Below are 16,911 nucleotides of genomic sequence, written 5' to 3'. Positions count from 1 at the left end.
TCATGAGTACAAGCGCAATGGATCATAACCCTGTACCCACAAAGGTACCTAGTGCCAATATCTGGACGTTTTGGACCAAAAAACTGAGCCGCGACAATCTCATGCTGCTCGGTATTTTGGGTGTGCTATCGCTATTCATGTTGGTATTCATCTTGATGCCACTGTGGGCGATGCTGACAAAGAGTGTGCAGAACTCCAGCGGTGAGTTTGTCGGACTCGAGAACTTCATTACTTACTTTTCATCACCGAGTTTGTGGTATTCACTGACCAACACATTAACCGTGGGTTTTCTGGTTATGGTGATTGTGGGGGTGCTGGCATTTGGTTACGCCTTTGCGCTTACGCGCTCATGCATGCCTTTTAAGACTGTATTTCAAGTGCTGGGTATGGCGCCAATATTGGCTCCTTCGCTACTGCCCGCCATCAGTTTGATCTTTTTGTTTGGCAATCAAGGCGTGCTTAAGGAATGGCTTGGCGGTCAGTCGGTGTATGGCTTGATTGGTATTACCATGGGTCTGGTGTTTTGGACCTTTCCTCATGCGCTGATGATTCTGACGACCTCACTTCGCACCTCTGACGCAAGGCTTTATGAGGCTGCTAGATCGCTGAAGACCTCACCACTAAAGACCTTTTTTATGGTGACTCTGCCAGCAGCAAAGTACGGCCTTATCAGCACACTAATTGTCGTGTTTACCCTAGTGGTGTGTGACTTTGGTGTTCCTAAGGTCATTGGTGGTAGCTACAACGTTTTGGCGACAGACATCTTTAAGCAGGTAGTGGGACAGCAGAACTTTGCCATGGGCGCGGTGACCAGTATCTTACTGCTATTGCCAGCATTGCTAGCGTTCGCTGTGGATCGCTGGGTGCAGAAGAAGCAAAAGAGCCTGTTTGATACGCGCTCGGTTGCCTACGAACCCAAGCCCAACAAGCTTCGTGATAACGCTTGTCTTGTGTATTGCATCGTAATTTGTATCGCAGTGCTGGGTGTTTTAGGTATGGCGGTGTACGGCTCTTTAGTCACCTTCTGGCCTTGGAACAAAGCGCTGACCCTAAACAACTACAACTTTAGTGAGCTCAGCACTTACGGCTGGAGCCCTTACTTCAACTCATTGACTCTAGCTGGTTGGACTGCGCTAATCGGTACTGTGGTTATCTTCATTGGTGCCTACTGCATTGAGAAGGGACGTGCATTCGGACCACTGCGACAAGCAATGCAGATGCTGAGTGTGGTACCTATGGCTGTACCGGGTATGGTGCTAGGCTTGGGTTATATCTTCTATTTCAACGATGCCAATAACCCGCTTAATGTCATGTACGGCACTATGGCGTTCTTGGTCGTGAACACAGTCGTGCATTACTACACCGTTGGACACATGACGGCAGTGACTTCACTGAAGCAGATCCCTGCTGAAATCGAGTCTACGGCGGCATCGGTGAAATTGCCTCAATACAAGTTGTTCTTTAAGGTGACGTTACCTGTCTGTTTACCCGCTATTCTAGATATTGCTACATACTTATTTATCAATGCTTTAACCACGACCTCGGCAGTAGTATTCTTGTATTCTACCAATACGATTCCTGCGTCTGTGTCAGTGTTGAATATGGATGATACTGGGCAAACAGGCGCGGCGGCGGCAATGGCGGTAATGATCATGATTTCGGCGGCAACCGCTAAACTGGTACACGTTGTATTAGACAAAGTGCTAGGAAAGAAAACTCAAGCGTGGCGTAAGCGATAAGCTTGTAACAAACGAAAAGGAAACTCCGTGCAGTACGTAAAAATTAAAGACGTTATCGTTGAGCAGATTGAGTCAGGGTTATTAAGCCCAAGACAAAAGCTGCCGTCTGAGCGCAAACTGGCTGAATCGTTTGATACCACGCGAGTGACTTTACGAGAAGCGCTGTCATTGCTTGAAGCTGAAGGGAAGATCTATCGAGAAGATCGCCGTGGGTGGTTTATCTCACCTGCGCCATTGCGCTACGACCCAACGCGAACTCTCAACTTTAATAATATGGCGCTGCAGCAAAACCGCATACCAAGAACGGAACTGGCATTGTCAAAGAATGTCATGGCAACCAAGCAGGCGTCTGAGCTACTTGATTTGCCTCCGTTTTCAGATGTTGTTCAGGTTGAGCGTGTTCGCTATCTTGAAGATAGACCTGTGGTGTATGTGATTAACTACATTCGCCCTGAAATGGTGCCAAATTTGCTTCAGCACGACCTGTCTCAATCACTCACCGAGCTATACAAAGAGCATTACGGCATTGAGTATTTAGAGACCCGTTACCGCGTGAGCACCACCTCATTGCTAGGGCAAACCGCAACGGCACTTCGCGCCACATCTGGAAGCCCTGCCATGATGGTAGAACGCTTGAACTACGACCAACACGGCAACCTCGTCGACTGTGATATCGAATACTGGCGTCATGATGCGATTTGTATTGAGTCGTTTGCGAAGTTGGAGCGGTGAGTTGACGAGGGAGTTCTGACTCCCTCTCGTCATCCTGATGAAAATCAGGACCTTAGAGCGCACTTAGTTAAGTATTACATTTCCTAAGATCCTGATTTTCATCAGGATGACGAACGTAATTTAACCCAATACTAAATAACCCAGGCAAACGCTCTGGGTTATATTCTCACGCCTAAAATTCGGCGTTTTGTACAAAATTAACTCAAAAGCAGGTGTGTCATGAGTGAAAAAACGCATCCTTGTCATTGGATAGCAGAAGCCAAACACAAGGAAAATTGGGACGAGCCTAGCCCGCTGCAGCAGGATATCGAAGCCGATGTGTGTATTGTCGGAGGCGGCTATACGGGCCTGTGGACTGCCATCATGCTCAAACAAAAGTCACCAAAGACTAAGGTGGTTGTTATAGAAAAACGCTTTTGTGGCTCAGGTGCATCCGGTGTTAATGGCGGATGCATGCTGACTTGGGCAACGAAATACCCGTCCATGGTAAAACTGTTTGGTGAGCAACAAGCAAGGTTTCTAGTACAAGAGTCTGAGCAAGTTATTTATGAGATAGAAGCCTTTTGCAAAGAGCACGACATAGACGCCGGTCTGCGTCGTCACGGCACCTATTACACCGCCACCAATTCCGCTCAATGCGGCTCAATGAGCCCAACCGTAGAAAAGCTTGAAGCTCTTGGCATCAACAGTTGGCGTAAAGCCAGTGAGCAAGAGCTCAAAGAGAATACTGGCTCGAACAAGCATATTGAAGGTTACTTTTCGGATGCCGCAGGCAGTGTGCAGCCTGCGTTGTTAGCGCGTGGATTACGAAGAGTCGCGCTGCAGCTTGGTGTCGAGATCTATGAAAACACTGAGATGACCAAGCTGGACTATGGTCAGCCTGCGAAGGTGGTAACAAAGCAAGGCGTCGTCACAGCAAACAAGGTGGTACTGGCCCTTAATGCTTGGATGGTCGAGCAGTTCAAGGCGTTTAAGAACAGCATAGTCGTGGTGTCTTCAGACATGGTGATCACCAAGCCTAATCCAGAAAAACTTAAGCAAGCAAAGCTCGCCAATGGCGCAACTGTGGTCGATTCACGCATTTTTGTTCACTACTATCGCGACACGGTGGAAGGACGCTTGATGTTAGGAAAGGGAGGCAATCAATTTTCCTTTAACAACCAAGTTGAGCCGATGTTTAATCAACAATCTAAGTACTTGAGCCTACTAAAGCATTCATTCGATACGCTTTTCCCGAACATAGGTCGGGAGCAAATCGCTGCCAACTGGACAGGGGGCTCGGATCGCTCCACTACGGGGTTTCCATTCTTTGGCAATATTAAGCAGCAAAGCAACGTGCTTTATGGCTTAGGCTATTCTGGCAACGGTGTAGCTCAAACTCGCATTGGTGGAAAGATCCTGTCTTCAATGGTGCTGGCAGAAAACAACGATTACGCCAAGTGCGCGTTAACAGGTGGCCCGAGAGGGTACTTCCCCCCAGAGCCGGCTCGCTGGTTAGGTGCAATGATGGTTCGAGACGCGGTTCGTCGAAAAGAGAGCGCCGAAGACAAGGAGCAAAAGCCCTTCGTAATAGACAAGCTACTGGCTAAATTAGCCGGTCCAGCAGGTAAGGCTGATAAGGTATAGGTTGATATTTAAACGGTTAGTTAGCACTTGTTTTCATATATGTAAAAATTAGTTTGTAAAAAAGGGGACTGTATATCAGTCCCTTTTTTTATACAGTACACCGCCAATGCTAGTGCATATTTTTTGTTTACGGATGATTACGGGCGGTATATTTGATGGCAAATGAAGACAAAACTAAGCGAGTTATTAAAGATGCTAAAAAACAGAATGAGCAAGGTCGAATCAAGAAGACTCGCCAGTTCTCCATTCCAAGAACTTATGTACCCCGCTCAGTCGCCCTCATTCTACCCTCGTATCATTTTGGAGGTAAGGCTTCAGAGGACGGAGTTGATTCTGAAATTTCGCACACAGAATATGTAAATACACCGCAAGATCAAACGTATAGCCCAATTGAAACAAAGGACAATCAGATAGTTCATCCAGAACCCGCACCTTATATCGCTGGTGGTGATTATGAGCCACCACACCATACTGAAAACACCGGTAGCCATCACTTCACGCAGCCTCATCATTATGGAAAGCCTGTCACTAGCACGCCTACGAATACCTTGGGTCAGACGAACTTAACACCTATTCCAACCATTAATTCTCATACAGTTGAGCACAAAGATTATTCATATTTGACACCTCCGGTGGTTGGGTTACCTCAATCTGGAACAGTCGTAGAAGACACCACACTGGCAGTATCAGGAACAGTTGATATTCATAGTGCGCAAAAAGGCGCTCCACTAACATTTACTCCTGACGATGTGCATGGCCAATACGGTGAATTCACCTTGAACAAGGATACGGGCGAATGGAGCTATGCCCTTGATAACAGTCATCACCAGAACCTTGCTCAAGGTGAGGCTCACACTGAAATTTTGCACGTAACCGCGACTAGCGCTGCAGGCGTATCTGTACATCAAGATATTACAGTCACAGTGCAAGGTACCAATGATATTCCGGTTATCACCAGCCAAGCACAACATGAATCAACTAAAGAAGACGGTGTTCTATTTGTAAATGGACAAGTTTCTGCTTCCGATGTGGATCATGGGGCAGTGTTGACCTATACCCCTGATAATCTTCTGGGACAGTATGGTTTGTTTTCATTAAACCCTTCGACAGGGAAGTGGGCATACACCCTTAACAACCAAGGCGACCAAGCCCTAGCGGAAGGCGAGCACCACACTGAAACCATGCTAGTGACTGTTACAGACGAGCACGGCGCTACGACTACTCAAACAGTCACGGTTGACGTAGAAGGTACGAACGATAGGCCTGTGATTACCAGTCAACCCCAAGCAGGCACCGTGAAAGAAGATGATGTGTTGGCGGTTAAAGGTCAAGTAACGGCAACAGATGTAGATCATGGGTCTTCGTTAACCTACACGCCGGATAATCTTCAGGGGCAGTATGGCTCATTTTCATTAAGTTCTAGTTCAGGTCGATGGATCTACAAGCTAAACAATAATGCTCACCAAGCTCTAGCTCTGGGTGAATCTCATACAGAAAACATGCTGGTTACCGTAACCGATGAGCATGGTGCAAAGACTACACAGCAAGTGACGGTTACCGTTGAGGGTACTAATGATAAGCCCGTAATCACCAGCCTAGCTCAAACCGGAGCCGTCAAAGAAGATGACGTGCTATTTGTTCGTGGTCAGGTAACCGCGACCGACATCGACCATGGGGCTGTGCTTACATATACCCCTGATAGCTTACAAGGTCATTATGGCAGCTTTACCCTTAATTCCGGTGCAGGCACCTGGACCTATAAGTTGGACAACAATGGCCATCAAGATTTAGCTTTAGGTGAGCATCACACTGACGTGATGTTGGTTACTGTAACCGATGAGCATGGTGCTAAGGTGACTCAAGAGGTAAGGGTTGAAGTTACTGGCACCAATGATAAACCTGTAATTACAAGTGGCGTACAAAGCGAAACGGTAAAAGAGGACGCGACTTTATTTGTTCGAGGTCAGGTAGTAGCAACCGATGTAGATAATCATGCGGTTCTTACTTACACCCCTGATAATCTTCAAGGGCAATATGGCTCCTTTACTCTAAACAAAAGCTCTGGATCTTGGGCATATAAATTAGACAATGCTGCTCATCAAGCCTTAGCAGAGGGTGAACATCATACTGAAACCTTGTTAGTTACTGTAACCGATGAACATGGCGCTAAGACCACACAGCAGGTGACGGTTGAGGTTGAAGGCACCAATGACCGACCTGTTATTGCCAGTCAGGCGCAAACCGGTGCGGTAAAAGAAGACGCTACCTTATTTGTTCGCGGTCAGGTGACCGCAACGGATGTCGACAAGGGCGCCGTGCTTACTTATGCACCAGATAGTCTGCAGGGTCAGTATGGCTCATTTACCTTAAATAAAAACTCCGGTACATGGACCTATACACTAGATAACAGCGCTCATCAGGAACTGGCTGAGGGAGAGCATCATACCGAAACGCTTTTGGTCACGGTAACCGATGAGCATGGCGCTAAGGCCACCCAAACGGTCACGGTTGATGTTGAGGGGACTAATGACAAACCTGTGGTTACCAGTGGCGTGCAACATGAAAATGTCAAAGAAGACGCTACCTTATTTGTTCGCGGTCAGGTTACTGCAACCGATGCTGATAACCATGCAGTGCTAACTTACACCCCTGATAACTTAACTGGGCAATATGGTGCCTTCACCCTAAATAAAAGCTCGGGTGCTTGGACCTATAAACTAGATAACTCTGCTCATCAAGCACTCGCAGAGGGTGAGCATCACACTGAGACCTTACTGGTTACAGTAACCGATGAGCATGGCGCTAAAACGACTCAAACAGTCACAGTTGATGTCGAGGGTACCAATGATAAACCCGTAATCACTAGCAAAGCGCAAGCTGAGACGGTAAAAGAAGATGATGTATTAACCGCTACAGGACAGATAACGGCTAGCGATGTAGATCATGGTGCTGTATTAACTTATTCGGCTCCACAAACTGAAATGACAGGCGCGTATGGCAGTTTCACGTTAAATCCAAGCTCGGGCGTATGGCACTATAAACTCGATAATACTGCTCATCAGGCCCTAGCATTTGGAGAAACCCACACTGAAACACTGCATGTGACGGTTACCGATGACAAAGGTGCAACCACCACACAAAGTGTTGTGGTAACAGTAGAAGGCACTAACGATAAGCCAGTCATTACAAGTTCAGCACAATCAGGCTCAGTCAATGAAGACGGCACTATGTTCACTAAAGGTCAGGTCTCTGCCTCGGATGTGGATAATGGGGCCATTCTTACCTATACCCCAGATAACCTTCAAGGTCACTACGGGAGCTTTAGCCTAAATCCGAGCTCAGGTACTTGGACTTACACACTGGATAATCAGCACCATCAAGACCTTGCCGAAGGTGAGAAGCACACAGAAACCTTGTTGGTTACCGTCACCGATGAGCATGGTGCTAAGACCACTCAGCAAGTGACGGTTGATGTGACAGGCACGAACGACAGGCCTGTGATCACCAGTAATCCTCAATCAGCGGGAGTGAAAGAAGACGACGTATTACTCGCTCGCGGTCAGGTGACTGCGACTGATGTCGACAAAGGCTCTGTGCTCACTTACACGCCAGATAGTCTGCAGGGGCAATATGGCTCATTTACTCTTAATAAAAGTTCGGGTACGTGGACTTACACTCTTGATAACCAGCATCATCAAGATCTTGCGGAGGGTGAACACCACACAGAAACCATGTTGGTTACAGTGACCGATGAGCATGGCGCTAGGGTAACACAGCAGGTATCCATTGATATTGAGGGCACCAATGATAGGCCCAAGATCACCAGTCATGCGCAGACCGGCTCTGTAACCGAAGATAAAGTCTTAGATGCTAGCGGTCAGGTAATCGCGACTGATGTAGACCATGGTGCGAAACTTTCCTATACCCCTGACAGCCTACAAGGAAACTATGGCGTCTTCACTCTGGATAAAACCACTGGCGCTTGGCATTACTCTCTAGACAAAGCAGCCTCACAGGTCTTGGGTGATGGAGAACACTACCAAGAGCATATGTTGGTTACTGTGACAGACGAGCATGGAGCAAAGGTGACTCAACAGGTATCGGTCGATGTTCAAGGCACCAATGACGCTCCGGTTATTACCAGTCATCCACAGGCCGAAACAGTTAAAGAAGACGATGTGTTATTAGTGCGTGGTCAGGTAACCGCGACGGATTCAGACCAGCATGCAACTCTACAGTATTCAGCCACCAATAATTTGCATGGTCAATACGGTACCTTCACCTTAAATCCAAGCTCAGGCGGTTGGACTTACACGCTAGATAATGCCAACCAAAGAGTTCAAGTACTGGCTCATGGTGAGACTCATACCGAAACATTGCATGTGTTGGTGACTGACAACAATGGGGCTACGACTACTCAAGATATAGAGGTAACGGTAAAAGGTACCAATGATAGACCTGTTATTTCATTGCACGGCAGTGATGCCGATTCAGGCTGTGTGATTGAGGAAGGCTCTACTGCTGCGGGTCAACCAATCACTGGCTCTGCAACGACTACTGGGCACCTGACAGGAACGGATGTCGATAGTGGTGATACTCAATCTTGGAGTATTATCAATCCAATTGGCGGTCATGCCGCTGGTGGTGGCGTTTATGGTCATCTAACGGTCAATGCTAACGGCCAGTGGACCTATGCCCTAGATAACAGTCGAACTGAAACCCAGGCTTTAACTCAAGGGCAGCAAGTATCTGAAACCTTTACGGTAAGAGTGACCGATAGCCAAGGGTTAACCGCGGAACATCAGGTGACAGTCAATGTAACTGGCAGTAACGACCAAGCACATATAACGGGTCAAGATTCAGCAACCTTAACCGAAGACACTGGTTTCAATACGAAAGATCAACTGCATACGAGTGGCGATCTAGCGGTAACCGATGTTGATAGTAATGAGGACCATTTCAAAGCCGAGACAATTAACGGACAGTACGGTTCGTTAACTGTGGATACTCATGGTCATTGGCATTATGAAGCAAATAATAATCAGCGCGCTATTCAAGAGCTAAAAGCGAGCGATTCACTCACCGATACCATCACAGTACAGAGTGCAGACGGTACGACCCATGATGTGGCTATTACTATTAATGGTACTAATGACCTGCCAGTGATTGCTAATACTGGCGACAAAGGAAACGTTGTCGAGGCTGGCTCTCACCCTGATGGGCATCGTCACACGAGCGCAGAAACTGGCACACCAAGTGTATCCGGTACCTCGAGTGCTCAAGAGACAGATAAAGGCGACCCTGCTCACTGGGCGGTGACTAATGGGCAAGGTACATATGGTTCGTTGGTAATCAATGCTCGCACGGGACGTTGGGAGTACACCCTAGATAACACTCAAAATGGCCCAGCTGATAGGCTTCACCAAGGTGAGGTTGTTACTGAGCACTTTGAGGTAACCGATACCGACTCATCAGGCACACCTGTTAAACATACGGTAGAGATAACGGTAACGGGTTCAAATGATGTACCCGTTATCAGCGGCACCCATACAGGAGCTGTAACCGAGGCTGGTGGCACAGCTAATGCTGTAGCAGGTACTCCATCTATAGCAGGAGATCTAAGCGCAACAGACTATGACAACAATGACGGCACACTAACTTGGTCAGTTGATGGTGCAACCTCAGGCACTGAAACCCGAGTCGGGAAGTTTGGTACCTTTACCATAGACCAAAATGGCCACTGGCATTATCAACTGAATAACTCAGACCCTGACGCCCAGAAACTGCAGCAAGGCCAAAATCCAACCGAGACATTTACAGTTTTGGTGACCGATTCATCTGGCAAGCCAGTAGAGCAGGAAGTGACAGTGACTGTGCATGGGACTAACGACGATCCTGTCTTGGCGGCGTATGTGCCCCAAACTTTTGCTGAAGACTCTAGTAGCCACATAAACAACCACAGACAATTTGTGCAACTCCCAGCACTGACTGACGTTGATGACACTCACCATACCTTTAGCTTGGAAAGGGGGCACCCTGGTTGGGTTAGCATTGATCAAAATGGGCAAGTTAGAGTAAAAACGGATGCAGGGGCGTTGCAGCATTTGTCAGTCGGGGAACATCTCGACCAAGACGTTGTTGTAATAGTAGAAGATGATCATGGTGGCACGACTAAGCAAACTCTGCATTTAACTATCCAAGGTACAAATGACACGCCACGTTTATCTGTACTAAAAATCGAAGATCGACCTGGACACTTTAGTCATCAGCAAAGTATGCAGAGCACTGGTAACAATGCTCACCAACCACAGCTCTCTGTCAACGAAGACACCCAACTATCAGGAAAGGTCTTCTTCAATGATGTGGATGACCAAAAGGACTCTAACCATCCGCAAGGTGATACCTATACCTTTACCACTCAGGTAAAAGTAACCGATGAGCTCGGACACACTACAACCGTATCCGCTAAAGATGCAGGTTTAACGTTAGGTGATGATGGTCATTTCACCTTTGATGCAAGCGCCCAAATCTATCAGCACTTGCAGATTGGGCAGAACGCTAAAGTCGATGTCTTGGTGACTGTCACAGACAATCACGGTGCGCATGATCAACAGCATATGCACTTTACTGTGCGTGGACAAAATGACAATCCAAGCGTTAATCAGGTCGCGCCACTACAAGTGGATGAAGACAATCACTTGAGGTTTACTCTAGGTCGAGATAATCCTAGTTGGGGTCATCCACTACTACAGATTTCTGATATTGAGCAAGACAAACTTGACGTATTCAACCCCACGATTGACCCTAAATATGGTCGTTTAGTCGACCACGGGATGGGCCGCTTTGAGTTTATTCCGGCAAGTAATGAAAATGCGGACACTTTCCCAGGTGAGGTTCCAGTTGTCTTTAAAATCGATGACAACCATGGTGGCGTGGTAACAGAGCGTGGCTATATCCACGTTAATCCAGTAAATGATGCCCCTAATGCACGCAATGTTGGATTGAGCAGCATTGATGAGGACTCTTCAGCGATTCACATCTCGGAAGGCGATCTTCTTGCCCATACGAGTGATATAGATAACCAAGAGACAGACTTACATGTGACCTCTTTGCAACTGAAAACAGCAGGCGCAGGTCAATTGGTTAAAGACCCTAATGGAGGTTGGCTGTTTACACCGTCAGCGAACTGGAATAGTCATAAATTTGGGACTGATGTTAAGTTTAGTTTCACGGTTTCTGATGGTGATACTAGCAGCAATATTCAACATGGCGGGGGTGGTACACCATCAGCCGTGGCTACATTGCATGTTAATCCGCTTCCTGATCCTGCGCTAATTGTTCCGGATAATGCACACCCTCAAGACCTAAGTGTTACAGACGGTAGCGACTTGGTGGCAGAAGGGTATTTGACGGTATCGGATCCAGATAAAGATGAAAGTCATTTCACAGCGACGAGTTCAATTCCAGGAACTCATGGTTTCGCCTCTATTGATAGGAATGGTCACTGGCATTACACCCTAAATGACAAGGATCCAGCGGTACTGGCTCTGGGAGCCGGAGAGCACATGCTGGACAAGGTAGTCTTTAGGTCAATCGATGGCACATCGCATACTATTAACATCGATATTACTGGCAAGAATGAGGCGCCTGAAGTTACGCAGGTGGATACTATTGTTGCAGTAGAAGATGGTAAACCGGTCATCGGAAAACTGCATGTTGATGACAAAGATACTACGGATATGCTTCACTTTAGTCTCGATAAACCTGTCCCAGGGTTGATTATTGACCCTGATACTGGGGTCTATACCTTTGAGCCAACAGCCACATTTTATAACCACTTAAGAGAAGGGCAAGTTGAGGTTATTAGTGCTGTGGTTAGTGTTACTGATTCTAGTGGTATCACTATCAAAGATACTATCGAGATAAGAGTAACGGGTACCAATGATGCGCCTGAAGCGACCGGTGTGCCGATGCCTAACTTGTATTTGGATGATACTCACGGTACTCAAGTTGCAGACCCGAAAGCACACTTTGACGACCAGATGTTTTTGGATAGAGCAACGGATCCTGATACTGGCGATCATCTTTCAATTGGAAGGTTAACCGCTACGGGTGCGGGACAGCAGCTCTCTGATATTCATCTGCATGACGCAAGTGTTGGGACATTAAGGCAAGACGGGAAGGGCGGCTATGATTTTATTCCAGCATCCCATTTTACAGGCCCTGTTGTGATCGATTACACCGTTACCGATGGGATTGCTTCAACTAAGATGCAAACTTCATTTAGCGTTGTACGCCATGTTCCTTTGATTCCAGGTCGTGGAACAGGGAGTGATGGATCTCAAATTGCCCCACCTAAGGCCCCTATTGACCAAGACAAATTTTCGCAAGATATATATCACACGACTATTGCTGAAGGCGGCGACAAGGTAACCGGCACCGTCCATCAAGTGCATGTATCGGGAACCCATAGCTCGCATGACGAAGTGTATGGTGCCAACCACTTGATGCCCAATGCTCATGCCGACGGCTCTAGCGCATTTGGTTTCGTCAAACTGCAACCAAATGGGGGTTGGGAATATCATTTAAACCAACACAACAGCCCTACGGATCCCGTCAATCAACTTGCTGTTGGGGAAACGCTGACAGAAACCTTTACAGTTCGTGGCCCGAATGCGGCTCCCACAACGTTAGTCGTTACCATTACCGGTACTAATGACGCTCCTCAGATCACCGGTGTTGATCAACATATAGAGAATGCGCAACATCAGATTCAACAAGGAATTGATATTGCTGAAGTGGATACTACTCATGTAGTGGGACAACTTACTGTGGCAGATATTGATCACGAAGACATACTCTCACTTGCTTATCACTCCGGTGCGCCAACCGATGGACAGGGGGGCGCAATTGCAAAGGAGTTCCTTGATGGTCAAGGAAACTTAGCGGGCTTTAGCGTTAATGCTCAAGGTGAATATACCTTCACGCCTGACAGTGCTCATTTTGGTTCAATACCGCCAGGCCAAACTCGTGTATTTAAGGTGCCAGTAGAGGTGACCGACGGACATGGTGGTAGCGATACACAGATTGTGACGCTAACCGTGATGGGACATAACCGCCCTCCGGTAGTGGCAAACAGTGATATCCATTTATCTAGCCAGACTGAGGATTTTGGTACGCACACAGTATCTGCGCAACAGCTACTCACTTTGGCTGGGGCAAGCGATCCTGATGGTGATACCTTACATGTTACGCATTTGAAAATCACGGACACCAATGGCGCTCCAGTGACAGTGAGAGATGATGGGCAAGGGAACTTTATCTTTAGTTCAAAGCAAGATCAGCACGGTGATCTTCACTTCAGTTTTGAAGTCACTGATGGCATGCATCATTCACAAGTACAAAAAGTAACGGCGACTCTGCCTGTTACCGCGGTGAACGATAAACCTGTCGCTTCTGACTTTAAGTTGGGTAGCGTAGCGGAATCAACCACAGCAGCGCCAACAGCAACTCATGTATTCACTGAGTCACAGTTCTTGGCGCATGTTAAAGATCCTGACATTGCGACAGATAGCGACAAATTGCATTTAACGGGAACACCGACTCTTGTAACCGGTGATCAAGCCAAAGGAAGGTTTGAGGCAAGTGGCAATGGCTATCGCTTTGTCCCAACAGATCCAAACTTCCACGGTACTGTGCATGTGACCTACGAGGTCACAGATTCGGCGGGTGCGACGACCAGCGCGTTGGCGGCTATTGAAGTTACTGCAACCAATGACCCTGCGGTAATTACAAATCCAACACCAGATTATGCTCAAGAAGACATCAAGGGTAGTGCCAGCGGGAAACTTAGTATTACTGATGTAGATACGCCAACTGGCGGTGCAGAAGAACACTTCCAAGCGAATAGCCATATCCGTGGGCAGTTCGGGTATTTGCAATTGGATAGAGATGGAAATTGGAACTATGTCCTGACTCGTGGTGATAAACCAGGAGTACAACAACTGAGTGCAATAGGAAAACTGACCGAGCACTTCCACATTACATCCCAAGATGGCACTAAGTACGACTTATCCGTAGAAGTTCGCGGTACCAATGATGATCCTGTGCTAAATGCCATTACCGCTATAAACGGAAAAGAGGGAGGTAATACTCTATCAGGACAAATACATGCTACAGATGTGGACACGCAAGGCTCACGCACCATTGATAACCCTGCGGATGTGTTGATTTATGAGACTCAATACACTCATGCTGGGTTTTCGCTAAATTCGGCCACCGGCGCTTATAGCTTGGATCTTAAAGACCCGATCTTCGAACACCTTGCGCAAGGTGAAAAAGAAACACTGACGGTGCCTGTAACCGTGACTGATAATAATGGCGGTAGCAGTCATACTCGCAACCTTGTGATTACCGTAACCGGTACTAATGATGTGCCTGTGCTTGATGCCATTACACAAATTACGAAAAATGAAGATGACGCTGTCGTCACGGGCCAGCTTAGCGCCCATGATGTTGATAGTGACAACTTGCAAGGGCAACACACGACTTACCATTTGCAAGGCAGTCAGGTTGCAGGTTTTACCTTGAACCCTGATGGAAGTTATAGCTTTGACCCTCACGCATACAATGCTCTAAAAGTGGGTGAACACAAGGATATTACTATTCCTATTATTGCTCGTGATAATCATGGTGATAGTGCACCACAAAACTTGGTGATTCACCTAACCGGAACCAATGACGCCCCAACCATTACTGGTACAAGTACAGCAACGGTAACTGATGGCCCGTCTATATCCGCTACGACCACAACGGCCGAACAACTGCATATTACAGACCCAGATAGTGGTGAAGCTCACTTTATTCAAGAGCTTAATGTCGTGCCGGATAGCACTAGTGCTAACCCGGGTTTCCAGCAATCTGCCTACGGACACTTATCAATAACAGCTGATGGTAACTGGCAGTACCATGTGGATACACCGGACGCCATAAAAGCGATTCCTCATGGCGAAACAGTCACAGAAACCTTTACTGTGCATTCTGCAGATGGGACGCAGCACACTGTTGCCGTGACTCTTCAAGGTAGCAATGAGGAGGCGACAATTGGTGGTACGGTTGCTGGGGCAGTAACAGAAGATAGCATTGCAACTGCAACGGGAAAGCTAACGGTGACTGATGTTGATAGGGGTGAAGAGCATTTTCAAGCTACAACTGTAGCAGGAACCTATGGAACCCTTGATGTCGACCGTAATGGTGAATGGACCTATACATTAAATAATGCAAACCAAAATGTGCAACGACTTGGAGCAGGTGTGCAGGTTACTGACACTATCAAGGTTCAATCAGCAGATGGTACAAGCCAAGATATTACTGTATCCATTACAGGTACTAACGACGCGCCGACTGTGTCCCATGTACTCACTAAGACACTCAATGAAGATAGTTCGTTGAATTTTCGGCCAGTCATGTTTGGTTTCACAGATACAGACCAAGGCGATACCTTGCATTCAATCTCGTTGACTAGTATCCCTGATCCCGCGACAGAGGGACAATTACTACTTAATGGTAACCCTGTTACGTCGGGGCAAACTATTGCGAAAAACCAAATTAGTCATTTGGTGTTCAATCCAGTGACAAACTTTAATGGTGATGTTCACTTTGGTTATAAAGTCAGTGATGGTCATGCTGACTCTGCAGAGCAAACCGCGACACTTCATGTAACGCCTGTCAACGATCCAGCGCAAATTAGCGTGGCTGTATCTGCGCTTGTGCGAGAGGACTCACCAATGGGCAAAACTGCTGGAGATCTTAGCATTAGTGACCCTGACGGCTCTTCCGAGGAAGTCTTCAAAGCGGCAACAGGCTTACATGGCCAATATGGTGAGCTAGATATCGATGAACATGGTCATTGGGGATACACCATGACTAAACAATCTGATGCTGCTATTCAGGGGTTAAAAGAAGGAGAGACACTAATAGATAAGGTCACCGTCTATAGTCAGGATGGCACTGCTTATGAGGTAGAGGTTCAGATCTCAGGCGAGAATGACTCCCCTACAGTGACACCAGTACCGGGGATGACTGAACAAGCAGGACAAACCCATGTATTCAGTAGTGCTGATTTTGGATTTAAAGACATTGATGGTGATGCGTTGCATCATATTACCGTTACCTCACTTCCAGACCCTGCCGTCGGCGTTCTAGAGCTGGATGATGGGCATGGCGGCGTATCGGCTGTTGCTGCGAATGCACCAATATTGTCTAGTGATTTAGATCATTTGCGATTTGTACCAGCTCAGGGAGTTCAAAGTGGACAGTTGCTAGCGTTCGGCTATACCGCCAATGATGGGCATGTAGATTCAGCTCCAGCTACTCTTAGCATGATGTTGGAAAACCCAGCTCCGGCACCACAGCCATCCTCTCTTTCGTCGGCGGATGAAGCGGACACGAATATTATTGAGAATGTAGTTGTCACCTTAGATGATCTTGCTACAGAGCAACCAGAACATACAGGGGCTCAAGCCTATTTAGCTCATGTGGGTATTGTGCAACACAATCACGACGGCCCTCACTCTCTTGATACTCCAGCAGATCTGGACCTTATTTTTGCATCATCAGAGGTAATACGAGATGAGCATGGGGTTAGTAGTTCAACAATCATGGGAGATGACATTCATGATTTAGAGCATCAGACCCATGATGACTTTAATCACCACCACGACCTTTTGGTCGAACATCATTATTAGTCCTGCAATAGAACACTGGACTAATAATTGGTCTTAATTAGCGGTCTATTATTTAATCATTCGTCCTA

The 16,911-nt window shown here is 47.1% G+C and carries 4 protein-coding genes; all 4 read left to right on the top strand.

Annotated features, from left to right (window positions below):
- The first annotated feature begins 2 nt into the window (after positions 1-2).
- The 4 genes from A6E01_RS17710 (at position 3) to A6E01_RS21325 (ending at position 16,843) form a co-directional block, all read left to right on the top strand.
- On the top strand, positions 3-1,739 hold the full coding sequence (locus tag A6E01_RS17710) for a putative 2-aminoethylphosphonate ABC transporter permease subunit (protein ID WP_017242998.1): 1,737 nt from the start codon (positions 3-5) through the stop codon (positions 1,737-1,739).
- A 27-nt stretch (positions 1,740-1,766) separates the two neighbouring features.
- On the top strand, positions 1,767-2,471 hold the full coding sequence (gene phnR / locus A6E01_RS17705; protein ID WP_017029500.1) for a phosphonate utilization transcriptional regulator PhnR: 705 nt from the start codon (positions 1,767-1,769) through the stop codon (positions 2,469-2,471).
- A gap of 219 nt (positions 2,472-2,690) precedes the next feature.
- Entirely contained in the window at positions 2,691-4,097 is a 1,407-nt protein-coding gene (locus A6E01_RS17700; RefSeq protein WP_065210882.1) for an FAD-dependent oxidoreductase, read from the top strand.
- A 155-nt stretch (positions 4,098-4,252) separates the two neighbouring features.
- Positions 4,253-16,843, top strand: coding sequence for a VCBS domain-containing protein (locus tag A6E01_RS21325; protein ID WP_065210881.1), 12,591 nt, complete (start codon positions 4,253-4,255; stop codon positions 16,841-16,843).
- Positions 16,844-16,911: the final 68 nt, after the last annotated feature.

It is taken from the genome of Vibrio breoganii, from assembly GCF_001677275.1.
Classification (GTDB): domain Bacteria; phylum Pseudomonadota; class Gammaproteobacteria; order Enterobacterales; family Vibrionaceae; genus Vibrio; species Vibrio breoganii.
Note: the sequence above shows the minus strand (reverse complement) of the source record. Positions and strands in the feature narration are given on the sequence as shown.